The sequence below is a fragment of the Pseudomonas sp. FP1762 genome (genome assembly GCF_030687105.1).
GTDB lineage: Bacteria > Pseudomonadota > Gammaproteobacteria > Pseudomonadales > Pseudomonadaceae > Aquipseudomonas > Aquipseudomonas siliginis.
The window spans coordinates 2618341-2636795 of sequence record NZ_CP117458.1 but is presented as its reverse complement, the minus strand read 5'-3'; the positions used below and the strand labels follow the sequence as shown (position 1 = coordinate 2636795).

17 protein-coding genes are annotated in these 18455 nt (G+C 62.1%); 1 reads left to right on the top strand and 16 read right to left on the bottom strand.

What is annotated here, in order from left to right:
- Positions 1 to 58 precede the first annotated feature (58 nt).
- On the bottom strand, positions 59 to 748 hold the full coding sequence (locus PSH90_RS11675) for a GntR family transcriptional regulator (protein WP_016774461.1): 690 nt from the start codon (positions 746 to 748) through the stop codon (positions 59 to 61).
- Positions 749 to 1320: 572 nt separating this feature from the next.
- On the opposite strand from PSH90_RS11675, the gene PSH90_RS11665 reads away from it, so the two are divergent.
- Positions 1321 to 1800 (top strand): hypothetical protein, encoded by a 480-nt coding sequence (locus tag PSH90_RS11665; protein WP_305382833.1) that lies wholly within the window; start codon positions 1321 to 1323, stop codon positions 1798 to 1800.
- Positions 1801 to 1938: 138 nt separating this feature from the next.
- Here the strand turns inward: PSH90_RS11665 and PSH90_RS11660 are convergent, their stop codons facing one another.
- From PSH90_RS11660 to PSH90_RS11590, 15 genes are all read right to left on the bottom strand, one after another.
- Positions 1939 to 5016 (bottom strand): error-prone DNA polymerase, encoded by a 3078-nt coding sequence (locus PSH90_RS11660; protein ID WP_305382832.1) that lies wholly within the window; start codon positions 5014 to 5016, stop codon positions 1939 to 1941.
- A complete protein-coding gene (locus PSH90_RS11655) occupies positions 5013 to 6428 on the bottom strand; it encodes a DNA polymerase Y family protein (protein WP_041478677.1) in 1416 nt (471 codons plus the stop codon). Before PSH90_RS11655 ends, PSH90_RS11660 begins: the two co-directional genes overlap by 4 nt.
- A 5-nt stretch (positions 6429 to 6433) precedes the next feature.
- A complete protein-coding gene (gene imuA, locus PSH90_RS11650; RefSeq protein WP_041478676.1) occupies positions 6434 to 7051 on the bottom strand; it encodes a translesion DNA synthesis-associated protein ImuA in 618 nt (205 codons plus the stop codon).
- Positions 7051 to 7668 (bottom strand): transcriptional repressor LexA, encoded by a 618-nt coding sequence (gene lexA / locus PSH90_RS11645; RefSeq protein WP_041478675.1) that lies wholly within the window; start codon positions 7666 to 7668, stop codon positions 7051 to 7053. The genes imuA and lexA overlap by 1 nt, the downstream gene beginning before the upstream one ends.
- 197 nt (positions 7669 to 7865) lie before the next feature.
- Positions 7866 to 8144: a DUF971 domain-containing protein gene (locus PSH90_RS11640; protein ID WP_305382830.1), complete on the bottom strand. Its 279-nt coding sequence runs from the start codon at positions 8142 to 8144 to the stop codon at positions 7866 to 7868.
- On the bottom strand, positions 8141 to 9103 hold the full coding sequence (locus PSH90_RS11635) for a HEAT repeat domain-containing protein (RefSeq protein ID WP_076563220.1): 963 nt from the start codon (positions 9101 to 9103) through the stop codon (positions 8141 to 8143). Before PSH90_RS11635 ends, PSH90_RS11640 begins: the two co-directional genes overlap by 4 nt.
- Positions 9100 to 9948, bottom strand: a complete 849-nt coding sequence (locus PSH90_RS11630; protein WP_305382828.1) for an ABC transporter ATP-binding protein — start codon at positions 9946 to 9948, stop codon at positions 9100 to 9102. Before PSH90_RS11630 ends, PSH90_RS11635 begins: the two co-directional genes overlap by 4 nt.
- Entirely contained in the window at positions 9948 to 10727 is a 780-nt protein-coding gene (locus PSH90_RS11625; RefSeq protein ID WP_305382827.1) for an ABC transporter permease, read from the bottom strand. The genes PSH90_RS11630 and PSH90_RS11625 overlap by 1 nt, the downstream gene beginning before the upstream one ends.
- Before the next feature lie 443 nt (positions 10728 to 11170).
- Entirely contained in the window at positions 11171 to 12595 is a 1425-nt protein-coding gene (locus PSH90_RS11620) for an ABC transporter substrate-binding protein (protein WP_305382825.1), read from the bottom strand.
- Between the two features lie 211 nt (positions 12596 to 12806).
- The gene (locus PSH90_RS11615; protein ID WP_003225615.1) at positions 12807 to 13052 is read right to left on the bottom strand and encodes a ferredoxin family protein; all 246 of its coding nucleotides are present in this window, start codon (positions 13050 to 13052) and stop codon (positions 12807 to 12809) included.
- 27 nt (positions 13053 to 13079) lie between these two features.
- Positions 13080 to 14810, bottom strand: coding sequence for a fumarate reductase/succinate dehydrogenase flavoprotein subunit (locus tag PSH90_RS11610; RefSeq protein ID WP_305382824.1), 1731 nt, complete (start codon positions 14808 to 14810; stop codon positions 13080 to 13082).
- Positions 14807 to 15559, bottom strand: coding sequence for a GntR family transcriptional regulator (locus PSH90_RS11605; RefSeq protein ID WP_056785156.1), 753 nt, complete (start codon positions 15557 to 15559; stop codon positions 14807 to 14809). Before PSH90_RS11605 ends, PSH90_RS11610 begins: the two co-directional genes overlap by 4 nt.
- Positions 15560 to 15773: 214 nt before the next feature.
- On the bottom strand, positions 15774 to 16739 hold the full coding sequence (locus PSH90_RS11600; protein WP_305382823.1) for a Gfo/Idh/MocA family protein: 966 nt from the start codon (positions 16737 to 16739) through the stop codon (positions 15774 to 15776).
- 9 nt (positions 16740 to 16748) lie between these two features.
- On the bottom strand, positions 16749 to 17636 hold the full coding sequence (locus PSH90_RS11595) for a Dyp-type peroxidase (RefSeq protein WP_076563227.1): 888 nt from the start codon (positions 17634 to 17636) through the stop codon (positions 16749 to 16751).
- Between the two features lie 74 nt (positions 17637 to 17710).
- Complete coding sequence (locus tag PSH90_RS11590) at positions 17711 to 18448, bottom strand: DUF72 domain-containing protein (protein WP_305382822.1); 738 nt, start codon at positions 18446 to 18448, stop codon at positions 17711 to 17713.
- Positions 18449 to 18455 lie beyond the last annotated feature (7 nt).

Genomic DNA, 18455 nt, shown 5'->3' with positions numbered 1-18455 from the left:
GGCCCTGAAAACGCATTGGTTTCATTGGAGGTATAGCCGATTTGCGACACAGGGCCATTCAGACGCCAATCAAGTGTTTGAGTGGGTGATAGCCGGTTTTCATTTTTGCAGCAACGTCGAGAATCGCCTTCTCGATTCCGTTGAGGTGCGTGCAGGTCAGCTCGATCGCGGCGCTCTGATTACCGGCCTCGATGTACTCGAGCAAACGCAGGTGTTCATCGTCGCGGCAGGCTTGATGACTGTCGTCATCGAGCGCGGCGGCATACAGCGAAGCGCGCGAGATGAGCTTCTGGAACCAGTCGAGCAGCACCGGATTGTTCAGGCTGCGCGCCAGTTTGAGGTGGAACTCGCCGAGGAGATGGATCAACCGTTCATGGTCGCCGGCCGCATGGGCGGCATCCTCCAGCAACAAGTGCTCACGCAGATCCTGCATGGCAACGCTGTCTTTGCGCCGGCAAAGTTCGGTGACGATGCCGATTTCGATCAGCCGCCGGGTTTCGAACAGCGAACGCAGCTCTGCGTCACTGGGCAGCGACACCGATGCACCTTTGTTGGGCTCAGTGGTGACCAGACCATCGGCTTCCAACTGCTTGAGCGCAGCACGCACCGACGTGCGGCTGACATTGAACAACTCGGCCAGCGAGGCCTCACCCAGCTTCATGCCCGGGCGCAACGAACGCTTGCTGATCGCCGCGTAAACCCCTTGGTAGACGCGATCGACCGTGGTTTCCAGTTTCTTTTCGCTCATTCGAACACTCCTTTGGCGTCGGGCAATTCATCCTGGCAGTGGCTGGCCATGGAGTTGATCGGGTTCCCGTACCGGTGTGAAGCGCAGAATATCTGCCTTCGGCCCAAAGGTGCAGCCTTTTGATTTATCTCGATTTTGGATAAACAGCCAAAACCTGTGGGAGCGAGCCTGCTCGCGAAGGCGGCGGCACGTTCGACATCGTCATTGCCTGACACTGCGCTTTCGCGAGCAGGCTCGCTCCCACACTGATACGGGGTAAATCCACCAACTTCATCGCAACCAAATTCCCTGTGGGAGCGAGCTTGCTCGCGAAGGCGGCGACACGTTCGACATCGTCATTGCCTGACAGCCCGCATTCGCGAGCAGGCTCGCTCCTGCAAGGGTCAGTCACTGATGACTCTACATCTATTTCCTGCTTCGTCATTCGGCTAAACCACACTTTGCTCAAACGATCAGCAAGGGGTTGTCAACTGTCAGGTTTGACAGTTTACGACCGGCTACTGTCAGCATAGGTTGGAGATATGTTGCTGGACCGATTCGTATAAACGGCACCCGTTGCCAAGGAGCTGCACATGCTGACGGAACACGTTCTCCCACAAACCAGAACCAATCCTTCCTCCGGTACGGTTTCCACTGATGTAATAGGTGAACCGGCGTTCACTGCCGATGGACTCAACTTCGCTTATGACTATTACACCACCGATAAAAAACTGCGCCTGACCCTCAGCGCCGTTCAGACAATTGAAGATGAACAAGGAAACACCGTCATCAGAGGCATTGAGATGGTGTTCAATCCCGACATGGTCAGTGGCACCCATGCCATCAAGGATGGGAAGTACTCTGCCACATGGTGGAAAATGCGGGCCGATGGCGCTGAAACCTTATTTCAGACGTACAACGCTGACAGTGGCTCGGTTAGTCTGTCCTTTGATCACGAACGGGAACTCTATGAAGGTAGCTTCTCCTTTGAATCCAATGGGCCCGGTTCCGCCAGTGCAATCATCAAGTCGGGCAGCTTTTCTATCAAAGGGCGGGACAATTTCACCCTGTGACCGCTGATGATCCGTTAGGAAGCGCTCAAGTTGGTGAGCCACCCAAACCGATGCAGATGCGAGATTGCGCCCGGTTGTAGTGAGTCGCTCGACACTCGTCTTGACGGATTGATCGCTGACGCAAGCGTGGGTGTTTGATCAGTGGAAATCCCGGCTCTGCACGTGAATGCCGTTGAGCAGCGGGCTAAGGTCGCTCATGCGCCCGGCGATCAGGTGGCGCACATCGCCTTCGCGTTCCCAGCGGCCGTCGACCTTGAGCAATTGCGACCCCACCAGCACTTGGCGCTGACGCTCGGCCAGGTCACGCCAGACCACCACGTTGACGTTGCCGAACTCGTCTTCCAGGGTCACGAACGTCACGCCGCTGGCCGTACCGGGGCGCTGTCGGCCGGTGACCAGACCGGCCACGCTGACCGGCCGGCCATGTTCGATATCCATCAATTCCCGCGAGCTGCGGCAACGCCGGGCCTGCAACTCGCCACGCAGCAATGCCAACGGGTGCGGCCCCAGCGTCGTCCCCACCGTGGCGTAATCAGCATGCAGGTCTTCGCCAACGCTGGGTTTGGGCAGGACGATTTTGACTTCCTCTTCGTTGGGCAGGCCGGCGAACAGGCCGAGTTGTTTCTGCACCCCGGCCACTTCCCAACGCGCACGATGACGGTGCCCGGCCAGACCGCGCAAAGCGCCGGAGTCTGCCAGCAAGGCCTGCGCACGACTGTCGACGGCGGCGCGCTCACCCAGGTCAGCGACATCGGCAAACGCCCCGTGTCGGCGCGCGGCTTCGATGCGCCGTGCGTCCTCTTCGCGAAAACCCTTGATCATGCGCAGGCCCATGCGAATCGCCGGTTGCCCGGCACTCAGCGGCTCGAGGCTGCAATCCCAGTCGCTGGCGCGCACGTCCACCGGACGGATCTGCAATTGGTGCCGCCGCGCGTCCTGCAGAATCTGGTCCGGACTGTAAAAGCCCATCGGCCAACTGTTGATCAATGCGCAGGCGAACGCCGCCGGCTCGTGACACTTGAGCCAGCAACTGGCGTAGGTCAGCAAAGCGAAACTGGCGGCATGGGATTCGGGGAAGCCGTAACTGCCGAAGCCCTTGATCTGCTCGAAGATCTGCGCAGCGAATTCCGGTGTGTAGCCGTTCTTTTTCATGCCGGCGGCGAGGCGCTCCTTGTGCGGCTCCAGTCCGCCATGGCGCTTCCACGCGGCCATGGAACGGCGCAGTTGATCGGCCTCACCGGGGCTGTAGTCGGCAGCGACGATGGCGATCTGCATGACCTGTTCCTGAAACAGCGGCACGCCCAGGGTTCTTTTGAGTACGACTTCGAGCGCCGGCGACGGATAGGTTTCCGCCTCTTCGTTATTACGTCGGCGCAGATACGGATGAACCATCCCGCCCTGAATCGGCCCGGGACGGACAATCGCCACTTCGATGACCAGATCGTAGAAAGTCTTTGGCTTCAGGCGCGGCAACATCGACATCTGCGCCCGCGACTCGATCTGGAACACGCCGACGGTATCGGCGCGACTGATCATTTCGTAGGTCGGTTTGTCTTCAGGTGGAATCGTCGCGAGTGTCAGGTTCAGATCACGATGCCGGCGCAGCAGGTCGAAGCAGCGGCGAATCGCACTGAGCATACCCAAGGCGAGAATATCCACCTTGAGCAGGCCGACCGCATCGAGGTCGTCCTTGTCCCATTGGATGATGGTGCGGTCGGCCATTGCCGCGTTTTCTACCGGCACCAAGGTGTCCAGCGGTTGCTCGGAAATCACGAAACCGCCGGGATGCTGCGACAGGTGCCGGGGGAAGCCGATCAGTTGCCCGGTCAGGCTCAGCACCCGGCGCAGCACCGGACTGTCCGGGTCGAAGCCGCCTTCGCGCAAACGTTCCAGCGGCGGCGTTTCATCGCTCCAGCGCCCGCAGCAATCGGCCAGCGCGTTGATCTGATCCGGTGGCAGGCCGAGGGCCTTGGCCACATCGCGCACGGCACCGGTGGCGTGATAGGTGCTGACCACCGCGGTCAGCGCCGCACGCCGCCGGCCATAACGGTTGAACACGTATTGCAGGACTTCCTCGCGGCGCTCGTGCTCGAAATCGACATCGATGTCCGGCGGCTCGTTGCGCTCTTTGGACATGAAGCGTTCGAACAGCAGCGTAGTACGATCCGGATCGATCTCGGTGATGCCCAAGGCAAAACACACCGCCGAGTTGGCGGCCGAACCACGGCCCTGACAGAGGATGTTCTGCGTGCGGGCAAAGCGCACCACGTCGTGCACGGTGAGGAAGTAGCTTTCGTAGCCGAGTTCGGCGATCAATTGCAGCTCGTCATCGATCTGCTTGAGCACCTTGGCCTGAGGCCCTTTCGGCCAGCGCCAGGCAATGCCCTCCTCGGTCAGATGACGCAACCAGGAACTGGCATTGTGGCCCTCGGGCACCAGCTCTTTCGGATATTGATAGCGCAGCTCGCTCAGATCGAAGGTGCAGCGTCTGGCCAGTTTTAGCGACGCTTCAAGCAAGTCCGGCGGATACAGTGCGCGCAGCTCATCGAGGCAACGCAAATGCCGCTCGCCATTGGGATGCAGGCGCAAACCCGCTTCGGCCACGGGGACGTGATGACGGATCGCGGTCATGGTGTCCTGCAAGGCACGGCGCCCCCGGGTATGCATGTGCACATCGCCGCTGGCCACGGCTGGAATCTGCAGCTCAGCCGCCAGAGCCAACAATGCCGCGAGCCGCTGCTGATCGTTCTGCCCGCGATGCAGTTGCACCGTGAGCCACAGGCGGTCGCCGAAGGTTTGTTTCAGCCAGCACCCTTCTTCCCGGTCATCCACTGAATCCGGCACCCACAACACCAGCAAACCCGGCAGCGCTTCGGCGAAGTCTTCGCGCAGCAGCTGATACTGCCCTTTCTGCGTACGCCGCCGGGCCTGGGTGATCAAGCCGCACAGGGCCTGATAACCAGCAAGGTTTTCCACCAGCAGTACCAGTTTCGGGCCGTTGTCGATGCGCACCTCGCTGCCGATGATCAGCGGCAACTCGACGGACTTTGCCGCTTGCCACGCACGAACGATGCCGGCCAGGGTACATTCGTCGGTGATCGCCAGCGCCTGATAGCCGTGCTTTTTCGCCCGCTGAAACAGCTCCAGCGCGCTGGAGGCACCGCGCTGGAAACTGAAATTCGACAGGCAATGCAGTTCGGCGTAATCGGCACTCATGCGAACCAGCCTTGCAGCCACAGCGGGCCGCCCTCACCCACAGCGCGCCAGGCCCAGCCCTGCTGACCGGCGCGGTTCTGGATCAGGTAGTAATCACGCCGCACGTCGCCACCGTCCCACCAACCGGATTCGATGCGCTCCGGCCCCATGAGAATCCGCGCCGAACCTTCCGGCACGCTCTGCGGTTCGTTGAGCAGCCAGCCCGGGCGCTGGACGCTGGGCAAACCTGTGCAAAGGTGTTTATCGGCAGCGTTCTGCCATGCGCACTCGGGGCGATGATCGGCCTGAAAGCGCAAGCCCTGCACGGCGTCATCACCCAGCCGTGCGCGCAGACGTTCGCGCAATTGCTCCCAGGGCAAGGTCTGCTGCGGGCGGTCGTCGAACAGTTCCTGATACTGCGGAACGAAACTCGGCAGGTCTTCGGCGCGCAAGCGAAAACCACGCACCGGCGCCTCGACCTGGACTTGCTCCAGCCGGCCACGGGCCAGTTCAAACAGCATCGCCGCGTCACGCTCGGCACTGAGCAGGCCGACCTTGATCACCGTGTCCGGCAGCCCTGCGTGTTCCAGATGCAGGTCAAAACGCTGCACGCCACTGTCGCGCCCACAGAGGAACGCCGACAGGTCGCCGGTCAAGCGCCGTAACGGGAACAGCAAGGCTTGATGGGATTGCACGTCGAAATTCAGTTCGATGCGGATATCGAAACGGTCTGGCGGCAGATAGAACGCCAGCGCCAGCGGGCGTGCGCCGAACAGCGTGTCGAGGTGCTTGAGCATCTGCGCTTCGAAACGCCGGGCCAGTGCCTGGCGTGGCAGGCTTTGCACCTGACTGAGATTGCGCAGGCCCATGCGCGACAACGCCGTGGCGACATTCGGCTCCAGCCCCACACGATCAACCGGCAATTGCCCGAGATGATGCTGCAAGGCTTCGCTGTCCGGCACCACCAGGCCATCGTAGGCATTGGCCAGCACTCGTGCCGCCACCGGGTTCGGCGCGGCGACGATGCGATGGCGAAAGCCCAGATCTTTCAATTCCTGGCGCAGGCGAGCTTCAAATTGCGGCCAGGTACCGAACAGTCCGAGGCTGGATTCGATCTCGAACACCACGGTACGCGGGTAATGCACGCTGACCTGCGCGCTGAAGCGATAGGCCCACGCGGCGAGAAACTGCTGCCAGTGCTCGACCTCGGCCACCTCGTAATCGGCGGTGGCAAAGCCTTTGCTCATGGCTTGCGCGGCGGTCATCGACATGCCGGGGCGCAGGCCGAGTTTGCGCGCCGCCGGATTTACCGCTTGCAGCACTCGGCGTTGGGCCGGACCGCTGAGCAGCACCAACGGCTCTTCAGGGTCGGGCCGCTGACGCAGCACAGCGTCGAGGGCCAGTTGCGGAAAGAGAATACATACCCAGCGCATGACGATCAGTGCCCCACGGCAAAGGCAATCGGCGCCGCACGCGCCAGCCCGCCACGGCATTTGAGTACGCGGAGTTGCGCCGGTTTGGCATCGATGGCTATGCGCAACGCTGCCGGTGACGGGTTGACCGCCTCGCTCAACGGGCGCCAGGCAAAGGCCAGGGTCTGGCCGGTTTCCGCCGCTACCTGCAAACGCCGCAAGGCTCGGTCATCGGCCTTGTTCGGCCAGCACAGCACCGCGCCGCAACTGCCCGAGCGCAGACACTGCTCCGCCGCCCACAAGGCATCGCGTTCGCTGGCCTGAATCACCGACAACTGGCGCAAATCGACCCCGGCATTGGCCCAGGCCTGCGGGTACGGCACGAACGGCGGCGCCACCAGCACGATGCGCTCACCGGCCGCGGACAATCGCGCCAGGGTTGGCCAGACCAGTTGCAGCTCGCCGACACCAGGGCCGGCGAGAAGGATTTCGCTCAGCGCCGCTTCCGGCCAGCCGCCGCTGGGCAGAGCTGCGTCCAGTCCCGCATGCCCGGTCGGCTGCGGACTCGCCGCCGGTGGCGCAGGCCTGCCGCGCCAGACCTGGCCGCCATTGAACAGCGTATCCAACGCAACGACGGCGCCCATCAGCCTTGCCTCACCAGACCACAGAACACGCCTTCAATGGCCAGATCCTGATCATCACGCACGACAATCGGCTTGTACGCCGGGTTGCGCGGCAGCAGGCGCACTTCATCCCCGACCCGTTCGAAGCGTTTGATGGTGACTTCACCGTCCAGACGCGCAACGACGATCTGGCCGTTCAGCGCCTCGGGATTGCGCCGTACACCGACCAGATCGCCGTCGAGGATGCCGTCCTCGATCATCGAGTCGCCCTGCACCCGCAGCATGTAATCCGGGGTGCGGGAGAACAGCGCCGGGTCGAGCAGCAAACGGTTATGGATATCGGCATCGGCGCCAATCGGCGCGCCGGCGGCCACACGACCGAGTACGGGGATCTCCAGCAGCTCCGGACGCGATGGCTGGCCGAGCAAACGAATGCCCCGGGCCTGATGCGGATTGACCTCGATGAAACCGGCTTCGGTGAGCGCCAGCACATGCTTGCGCGCCACGCTGCGCGAGGCAAAACCAAAAGCCTCGCTGATTTCAGCGAGGCTTGGGGGCTGACCGTGCTCAGCGATGCGATCGCGGATAAAGGTCAGAATGGCGGTACGGCGGGGAGTCAGATTAGTCATGGAGTACATTTGTACTCCTGTGGGAATTTCCTGACAAGAACCGCCAGTCGGCGCATGCCGACGCAGGGAGCTGCAATCGGATCAATCTGTGAACACAGTCCCTGTGGGAGCGAGCCTGCTCGCGAAAGCGTAGTGTCAGGCGACGATGATGTGAATGTGCCGACGCCTTCGCGAGCAGGCTCGCTCCCACAGGGGGCCAGGAAAATTCAGGAATTCAGTTGCGCCAGGTACTCCCACGGATAAATCCCGCGTTGATGCCCGTCGCTGAACACCAGTTGCACACCATAACCCTGCGGGTTGAGTTCGATCAGGCGCACGCGATCATCAACCAGCGGCGTGACACCGCGCAGGCGAAATGCGCGGCATTGCGAGCAAGGGCATTGCCGGCGCAGATCGGCATGCTTGAGCAGCGATTCGCGCCCGTCCGGCCAGCTCAGGTGTAACGTGCGCTCACTCTGCGAGTTGCCCACCGACAGCGGATTCATTGCAGCTGACTCAACGCGATGCGCACGGCTTTGCGCACTTCCGGGTCGCCGTCGTCCTGCGCCGCCTGTAACGCGGCCACGGCGCCGCGATCGTTCAATTCACCGAGGGCCAGCGCGGCTTCCTTGCGCAGATTGCTGATGCGGTGGCCGAGGGTGTCGATCAGCGCGTCCAGCGCCGGGACGAAGCGCAAGCGGCCGAGGCTGCGAGTGGCGCGCAGGCGCACTTGCCAGTAATCATCGCTCAGCGCTTCGACCAAGGCCGGGCCGGCGTCGCTGTGGCCAACCTTGCCCAGCGTGGTCGCGGCTTCTTCGCGCACTTGCCAAGCCTGATCTTGCAAGGCCTGGCGCAACGCCGGCAATACTTCGGCGCCACTGGCCAGACCGAGCGCGCCGGTCGCGGCGCGGCGCACTTCGGTGTCCGAGTCGTCGCTGGCCAGGCGCGCCAGGGCTGGCAGCGCGTCGAGCTGTTTGAGCCAGCCGAGCACACCGACCGCTTCGCGACGGACATTGGCATCGGTGTCCTCCAACGCGGCGACGGCAGCCGACGCGGCCTCGGCGAAGCGCAATTCGCGTAACGCCCGAAAGGCGGCGATGCGCACACTGACATCGGCATGTGCGGTCCACGGCAGAATGACCCGCCCCGCCGCCGCAGTCTTGAGCAGGCTCAGGCTTTGCGCCGCCGCCGATTGCACGGCGGGCGCCGGATCCGTCAGCGCTTCGCACAAGGCTTGCACGACCGCTTCATCCTCCCACGCTTCGAGCAATCGTGCGGCTTCAGCGCGAACGTCCTCGGCGGGATCCTGGCGCAGTCGATCAACCAGCAAGAGCAAGCCATCCGGCTCCTCCAGATCGGCCAGATCAATCAGGGCAATGCGCCGCACGCCAGCGTCTTCAGCCGTCAGGCGCGGTTGCAGGGCGAGGATGTCTTCGTTGTCGGTCACAGCAAAAATAGAGGTCATAGGGCAAATCGCGGCAAAGGGTTTTCAGGAGGCAGGCCGAGCGGATTGAGGCGCGGCAGCGGTCGGTCATTGTCGTGGCGCAGCAGGTCGAGGCAGTGGCGTTTCAGTCGAGCGAACTCGGGGCTGGTCACCAGTTCACTGGTACGCGGGCGTGGAAAGTCCAGAGGCAAGTCTTCGATGATTCGCCCCGGTCGCGCGCTCATCACCAGCAAGCGGTCGGCGAGAAACAGCGCCTCGTCAATGTCGTGGGTGACGAAAACCACCGTGGTGCGGATGCGCGTCCAGATGTCCAGCAGCAGTTCCTGCATGTTCAAACGGGTCAGCGCATCCAGCGCGCCGAACGGTTCGTCCATCAGCAACAGTCGCGGGCGATTGACCAGCACCCGGGCGATTTCTACCCGTTGCTGCATGCCCCCGGAGAGCTGATCGGGCCAGCGCTCGGCAAAGCCTTCGAGGCCGACCAGTTTGAGAATGTCGTCAGCGGCTCGATGCCGCTCAGCCTTGCCGACCCCGCGCATCTTCAGGCCGAAGGCGACGTTGTCGCGCACCGTGCGCCACGGGAACAGCGTGTGGTGCTGAAACACCATGCCGCGCTGCGGCGACGGGCCGGCCACCGCGCTGCCGTCGACTTTCAAGCTGCCGGTACTGGCATTCAAGTGTCCGGCCAGGGCGCCGAGCAAGGTCGACTTGCCGCAACCGGAGGGGCCGAGAATGCACACGAACTGGCCGGATTCGATCTGGCAATCGAGGCCCTGCACCGCTTCGAAGGCTTCGCGGCCCTGGCCGAGGACGATGGACAACTGGCGAATGTCGATCCGCCCTGCCGGGGTTTGCATCACGCTCATCAGGCTTTGCCTCGCGGTCGATGCCAAGGCGTGAACAAGCCGCCCAGGCGTTTGATCAGCCAACTGCTGCCCATGCCCAACACGCCGATCAGGAGCATGCCGACGACAATGTCGGCGTAGTTCTGAATGGTGTAGGACTCCCAGGTGTAGTAACCGATGCCGAACTGCCCGGAGATCATTTCCGCCGTCACCAGACAGAACCACGACGTGCCCATGCCGATCGCCAGGCCAGTGATGATGCTCGGCGCAGCGCCCGGCAGGATTACTTCCAGCAGAATCGCCCGACGCCCTGCCCCGAGGCTCTTTGCCGAGGCGATCAGGCGTGGATCAACGCCTTCGACGCCGTGCACGGTGTTGAGCAGGATCGGGAACAGCGCGCCAGTGAAGGTGATGAAAACCATCGACAACTCCGAGGACGGAAACATCAGGATCGCCAGCGGAATCCACGCCACGGCGGGGATCGGGCGCAGGACTTCCAGCGGTGGCAGCAGAATGTCTTCAGCCCATTTCGAACGGCCGATGGCCAGGCCCAGGGCGATGCCGAGGATCAACGCCGCCACGTAACCGGCGAAGACCCGGCCGAGGCTGCTGCTCAGGTGCTGCCAGAGTTTGCCGGAGTCGCCCAGGCCCAGTGCGGCTTCGATCACCGCCAGTGGCGTCGGCACGTTGGCAAAGGTGACCAGGCCGAGGTTCCAGTCGTGGCTGGCGGCGAGTTGCCAGAAGAGCAGGCAGAGCAGCAGTGAGGCGGCTCTTGATGTCCAGCGCAACGGTGTTTTCATAGTCCGGTTTCCAGTTCGGGTTCTGTGTGATGGCTGAGATTTACCCCCTCACCCCAGCCCTCTCCCCCAGGGGGGCGAGGGGGAAAGGGAGCCGATTTGCGTGCTTTTCACGACCTGAGTTCGACTCGGTACTAAACGTCGGCGTATCTCACCAACAACTCGGTCAGTCCCCTCTCCCTCAGGGAGAGGGTTAGGGTGAGGGGCTTTTGATCTCAGCGCTTGCAGACCTCAGTTCGACTCGGTACTTCACGTCGGCGTATCTCTCACCAACAACTCGGTCAGTCCCCTCTCCCTTTGGGAGAGGGTTAGGGTGAGGGGCTTTTGATCTCAGCGCTTGCAGACCTCAGTTCGACTCGGTACTTCACGTCGGCGTATCTCTCACCAACAACTCGGTCAGTCCCCTCTCCCTTTGGGAGAGGGTTAGGGTGAGGGGCTTTTGATCCTCAGCGCGCAGCAACAACCTGCGCAGTCGCATCGCTGAAGTCGAACACCTTGCCACCGTGCGCCGCAGCGTAGTGCTGGGCCTGGCCCTTGAGCAGAAATGCGCTGAGGCGACCCTTGGCATCGCTGGCAAACCACGCCTGTTCAGCGAGCAACTTGATCCCGCTGTCACTGGCCTGCGCATACACCGCACGAATGTTCTTGCCCTCCTGCTTCAACCCCGCCAGCGCGGTGAACGCCGCTTCAGCCGAGCCGTAACGGCGGACTTTTTCCTCACCGCGCACCCAGATTTCCGCGACATGGCTGACGTCGGTGATGGCTCTGCCCGTCGCCGCATCCACGCCCGGCAATGGCGTCTGCGCGTAGTTGGCCAGTTGCGCGGTGTAATCGAGGTTCGCAGCCTTGAAGGCGGCGCGGATGTACTGGTCGTCGATGAAGCTGTTCAGGTCGAGACCGCGATCGGCTTTCTTCAGCAGCTTCAAGGTATCGATGGCGGTACCGACAGCCTGGCGGTATTCAGGTTTCCAGCTCAGGTCGCGGGTTTGCACGCCCAACGGGCCATGGAACAGGTAGTTGACCTCGGCATCGACCCCGGTGACCTTGGCGATCAGTTCGCTGTACTTCTCCGGTTCGGCGGCGAGCAGTTGGTTGGCTTCGATGCTCGCGCGCAAATAGGCGACGACGATTTCCGGATACTTTTTCGCGTAGGCCTGATCCACCAGTGCGCCATGGAAAGTTGGCGCGTTGGCCTGGGCGCCGTCATAGATCTTGCGGGCGAAACCACGGCTCGGGAACAGCTCGGCGAAGGGCACGAAATCGGCGTGGGCGTCGATCTTGCCGGCCTGCAATGCCGAGCCAGCGACTTCCGGTGGCTGGGCGATGATGTTGACATCCTTGAGCGGGTCCCAGCCCTGCTCTGCCACGGCGCGCAGCAACATGCCGTGAGCCGTCGAGGCGAACGGCACCGAAATGGTCTTGCCCTTGAGTTCGCTGAGGCTTTGCACCGACGAAGCGCTCGGCACGACGATGCCGTTGCCGCTGCCCTTGATGCTGCCCGACAGCACGCTGATGAACAGGCTGTGCTTGCCCGCCGTTTCGAACGCCACACCGTTGAACGCACCGGGGAAATCGGCCATGGCGCCAAAGTCGAGTTTGCCGGCGACCATCTCATTGGTCAGCGGCGCGCCACTGGTGAAATTCTTCCACTGCACGTCGTACTTCGCGTCTTTGTAGGCGCCATCGTGGGGCAGGTATTTTTCCAGCAGCCCCAGTTCCCTGATCAACAGGCCGCCGGCGGCGCAGTTGATGGTGGTGTCCTGAGTGCCGATGGCGATGCGGATGGTTTCGGCCGAGGCCGACAAGGTGAATGAAGCCAGTACCAGACCGGCGAGTGCTGCACGCAACATGAGTGTTTCCCCTCGAATCATTTGTTTGAAGTTCGTCTCCGCCGCGATCAGGGCGCGGTGGGAAACGAGGGGTGTTTTGCATTCAGCGTCCGGGGCTCACCGGATGGCTATTGGATAATCACAATTGCAATGTGGGAGCGAGCCTGCTCGCGAAGGCGGCGGGTCAGTCACCATCATTGTTGAATGAACGATTGCTTTCGCGAGCAGGCTCGCTCCCACAATGGATTTGGGGTCAACGCAACAAATAGGGGATGTCGACCTTCACCGCCCCCGTCGGGCAATCCTTCTCGCACGGCATGCAGTACCAGCATTCATCGAACGCCATGTAGGCCTTTTGCGTGGCCGGGTTGATCGCCAGCAGGTCCATCGGGCAGACGTCGACGCACACGGTGCAGCCCTTTTCGGCGATGCATTTGTCCTCGTCCACGGTGACCGGGGCGTTGGAGCGGAAGAAGATTTCCTGAGCTTGATAAGCCATGGTTCGGACTCTCTTTCTAGTGATGCATCAAGCGGCGCAGGCGCCGACCCGCAGGCGGTCGTAGGCCTGCATTTCCTCAGCATCGAGCGGGATGATGTAAGGCTCGACGGCTTTCTTGAAACTGGTCATGCGCCCGTCCTCGCCCTTCTTCAGATGGCAATGGCAGAACCACTCGGTGTCGTTGCGTTGCGGGTGATCGACGCGATAGTGGTACAAGCCCCAGCGGCTTTCAGCGCGGAACAACGAAGCGCGGGCGGCCATTTCGGCACAGTCGCGGATTACGCTGGTTTCAATGGCGCGCATCAGTTCGTGAGCGTTGTTGGCCTTCATCTGCTCGAGATCGCGCTCGATGTCGCTGAAGCGCTGCAGGCCGATCTGCATTTTTTTGGTCACTTTCGGCGGTTGCAGGTAGTCGTTGACGAAGCGGCGCAGCTTGTATTCCACCTGCGCCGGTGGCAGGCCGTGTTCGCGGTCGAGCGGCGCGTAGACCCGGGCTTTCTCCTTGGCGATCTGCTCGCTGTCCAGTGCGGAAAACTCGCGACCGGCGACAAACTCCGCCGCGTTGTGCCCGGCGAACCAGCCGTAAGTGAACGCGCCAAGCATGTAATTGTGCGGCACCGCAGCCATGTCGCCGGCCGAATACAAGCCTTTCACTGAAGTCTCGGCACGCTCATTGACCCACACGCCGGACGCCGAGTGGCCGCTGCAAAAGCCGATTTCCGAAATGTGCATTTCAACCATCTGCGTGCGGTAGTCGGTGCCACGGTTGGCGTGGAACTGGCCACGGCTCGGGCGCTCATTGCTGTGCAGGATTTCCTCGATGTTCTGGATGGTTTCCTCGGCCAGGTGATCGAGTTTGAGGAACACCGGACCGTTGCCGCTCTCCAGTTCCTGATGGAATTCCCACATCATCTGCCCGCTCCAGTAGTCGCACTCGATGAAGCGTTCGCCCTTGTTGTTGGCGGTGTAGCCACCCAGCGGGCCGGTGACGTAGGCACAGGCCGGGCCGTTGTAATCCTTGATCAACGGGTTGATCTGAAAGCACTCGAGATTGGCCAGTTCGGCGCCGGCGTGATAGGCCATCGCGTAGCCGTCGCCCGCATTGGTCGGGTTCTCGTAGGTGCCCATCAAGTAGCCAGACGATGGCAGACCCAGGCGTCCGGCCGCGCCGCAGGCGAGAATCACTGCTTTGGCCTTGATCACATGGAAGTCGGCGGTGCGGCAATCGAAGCCCATCACTCCGTTGATCGCGCCCTCCTCGTCGGTCAACAAACGCGTGCATACCAGGCGATTGGTGATGCTCACCCGCGCACGTTTCAACTGCCGATACAGGACTTTCTTGATGTCGTGCCCTTCCGGCATCGGCAGCACATAGGCGCCCATGTGGTGGACCTTTTTTACCGCGTAGTCACCGGTCTCGTCTTTCTCGAACTTAACGCCCCAGCGGTCGAGTTGTTCGATGGTTTCAAAACTGTGCGTCGCATAGGCGTAGACCGCCGCCTGATTGACGATGCCGTCGTTGGCGATGGTGATTTCCTTGGTGTACTGCTCCGGCGTCGAGTGGCCGGGGATGATCGCGTTGTTCAGGCCGTCCATGCCCATGCTGATCGCGCCGCTGCGCTTGACGTTGGCCTTGTCGACCAGCAAAACGCGCAAATCGCGGTTCTTCTCTTTGGCCTTGATCGCCGCCATCGGCCCGGCCGTGCCGCCGCCAATCACGACGATGTCGTATTCCTGTTCTAGAACGTTGCGGGTCATGCCTGCTCCCCTTTTTGCCGGTCGATCCGCAGGCGGTACTGGAACGCATCGCCACGGTAATAAAGGTGTTCGAAGTCCAGCGGCTGGCCGTGGGCATCGTGGGTCAGGCGCTCGATGCGCATGATCGGCGAGCCCGCTTCGACGCTGAGTGCCTGGGTCAGGTCGCTGTCGGCCAGCACCGCATCGATGGCCAGATCGGCGTGGCCGAGGGCGATGCCGCAGTCGTTTTCCAGAATCAGAAAGATGTCGCGGGTGACCAGATCGGCCTTCTCCAGCCGCTCGCCGACGTCTTTGGGCAGGTAGGTGATTTCCAGCGAGATCGGCTCGCGGTTGATCAGGCGCACGCGTTTGATCTGCGCGACGATTTCACCCTCGGCCACCTGCAGACGCTCGGCCACACGCTTGTCGGCCGGAATGAATTTGAAACTGCGCAGGCGGTTGATCACTTCATAACCGCGCCCGGTCATCGACTCGGCGAGGCCTTGCAGGCTGCTGACGTTCTGAAAGGTTTTCGGCTTGGCGACGAAGGTGCCCTTGCCATGGATTTTGAAGATCAGCCCTTCTTTCTGCAGATCGCCCAAGGCCTGGCGCACGGTGATGCGGCTGACTTTGAACAGCGCACCGAGTTCGCTTTCGGAAGGCATTTGACTGTCTTGCGGGTATTCACCGTCGAGAATCCGCGCACGCAGAACGTCGCGCAGTTGGGTGTGCAGCGGAACGCTACTGAGGGAGAGAACGTTATCGGTCATTGTCGGATCACTTGTTATAACGAGTTATGACGTGATCTTAGAGACGTTATGAAGAGGTTGAGAAATATTGTTTGGGCATAACCTTAGATGCGTGTTGCGCCGGAAGACCTGTGGGAGCGAGCCTGCTCGCGAAAGCATTCTGTCAGTCATTACCCCCGTGACTGACACACCGCATTCGCGAGCAGGCTCGCTCCCACCGGGGATCGTGAGCTATTCAGCGTTTGAGTATCCGGTCCATGACCCAATCGGTCTTGACGGCTTGCTCGGCCACGGCGGGATGCTGTGAATCACCACGAATATGCGCATTCATCCCCAGCACGTGATGCCACTGGATATGCTCATGGTGGGCGATTTCCAGGCTGATCTGCTCATCGGCAAACAGCTGCACCGGATGCTCGTCAAACACCGAAAAACCGATCCGCCCTTTGCTGCCGATAATCTCGACGCGATCTTCACGGCGGTCCGCAACAAAGTTCCAGCAGCCCATGCCCAGCGCCCCGGAGGCAAATCGCCAAGTGGCGCTGACCGCATCTTCCGCCGCGTACAGACCCGCCTGACGCGCGGTGAAACCGGCGACTTCAACGATGTCGCCAAGCAAATACTGGAACAGGTCCAAGCCATGGCTGGCCAGGTCGGCAAAGTAGCCGCCGCCCGCCACCGCCGGGTCGGTGCGCCAATTATCGCGACCCTCAAGATCAGCCGGCGACGGTGCTTTGGTCAGTGTCCAGCTCAGATGGCGGACATCGCCGATGCGCCCCTCCTCCAGCCATTGCCGCACCTGAGCGAAGCGCGGCAGCGAGCGGCGGTAATACGAGACGAACAAGTGCAGACCGGCAGCGGCAAACGCTTGCTGCATCTCGCGGCTTTGCCCGGCGTTGAGCGCCATGGGCTTTTCCACGCAGCAATGCTTGCCGGCGGCGGCGACTTTCAGGCTGTAGGCCTGGTGGCTGTCGGGCGGTGTGGCGATGTACACCGCGTCGACTTCGGGATCGTTGATCAGCGCGTCGACGTCGGTATAAACGCGGCTGATGCCGTGGCGCGCGGCGTAGTCGGTCACCGCTTCGAGGCGTCGGCCCATCACCGCGACCAGTGCCGAACCGGGCGCCTTGTAAAAGGCCGGCCCGCTCTTGCGTTCAGCGACGCTACCGCAACCGATCATGCCCCAGCGCACCACGTTCATATGCAGTCCTCAGCCGATGCGCAGCGCGCGCAGATCAAGGCGTCCGTCCTTGAGCGGCGGGCACCAGTAGTAGCCGCCGGTGATTGGCCGGCTGATCTGGTACAAGCCATCGGCAATACCGTCTTCCAGACCGCTCATACGGCGCAGCTGCGCTTCGAAGGCATCGAGGGAGAAACCGAAAGCGAGGAACATCAAACCGGCACGATCGCCTTCGATCCACGGCATCGAACGGCGCACGACGAACGCTTCCGGCGCAAAGCTTTCCTGCGCGGTGCGTTTCACGTGGGCGGAGATCGGCGCGTCGTCGATTTCTTCGTTATCGCTCAAGCGCCGCCCCATGATGTCGTCCTTGGCCCCGGCAGACAGGCGATGAAAACCCTTGAGGTCGTGCTGCCATTGCTGGATCGCGGCGAAGCTGCCACCGACCAGCCCGTCAGCGCCGGAGCTCAGCAGCGCGGCGGCGACAGCGGCGTCATCGTGGGGGTTTTCCGTGCCGTCCTCATAACCGGTGAGGTCGTGGCCCTCCATGTGGCGGAAGGCTTCCTGCATCTCGACCAGACGCAAGGCCGGAGCCAGCGCGGCTTCGATAGCGTTGCAGCGGTTGAGCAGCTCACCACGGTCAACACCGTGCAGCCAGATCCACAGGGCATGCTGGGTCGACGGGTTATTCACGCCAACGCCGGTCAGCGCCGGGAAGCTGCGCAGGCCAGCGATTTCGACATTCAGCGCCTTGGTCAACGACTCACCAAAGCCAACCACCGCCGACTTGCCATCCACCAGCATCAGCAGGCTGTCGATCGCTTGCGGCAAGGCTTCAACCGACGCCAGGGCGAAAAACAGATGACGTGCTTGCGCAGGAACAGGGGTAGCGAGAATGCCCGGCTGGTAGTAACTCATGTGAACTCCTTGAAAAAGTGCGCGGAGTTTACCTGTAGCCGGATCGTTTGTGTGGGTAACGAGAGCGTCGTCGTTCAGCGCTCACCGCCTTCGATCAACGCCTTCAAAGCCAGCGCATCGGCGGTGGCGGCACCGCTGGCGGTGTTGTCGAAGATGCACCAGATGTGTTTGCCCTCGGCACTGGCGCGCAGCAGGTTCCGGGCAAGCTGTTGCAGATAGGCCGCTTCATAAGCGCTGTGATAAATCCGAGGCGAGCCGTGCAGGCGCCAATACTGCAGGCCTTGCCAGCCACCCGGCGCGGTGTCGCTGCTGATCCGCGAGGGATCGACCACCGCTTGGGCGATTTGCAGATCGACCAGCATCGCTTCAGCGCCAGTCCACGATTCGTGTCGCGGTTCCAGCACCACACTGCCTTTGAACCGCTCGCGCAGGGCACGAAAAAACGCCTCGGCCACCGGCGCATCGAAGGCAAGTTTCGGTGGCAATTGCACCAGCAAGCAGCCGAGGCGATCACCCAAGCCCTGGCATTGCCCGAGAAACTCATCGAGCGCGGCCGCGCTGTCCGCCAGCCGCTGTTCATGGGTGATGAGCTTCGGCACTTTCACTGCGAAGCGAAAGTCCGGCGCCACCGAATAGGCCCAGCGCTCGTAGGTCTGGCGCCGATGCGGGCGGTAGAACGAGCTGTTGATTTCCACACAGTTGAAGCGCGCGGCGTAGCGTTGCAGGTGCGTGCCTTCGGCGGGGAATGCCGGCCAGTGCTCGCGACCGAGACTCCAGCCGGCGCAACCGATAAAGATCGCTGGCTCGTTCAAGCGCCCA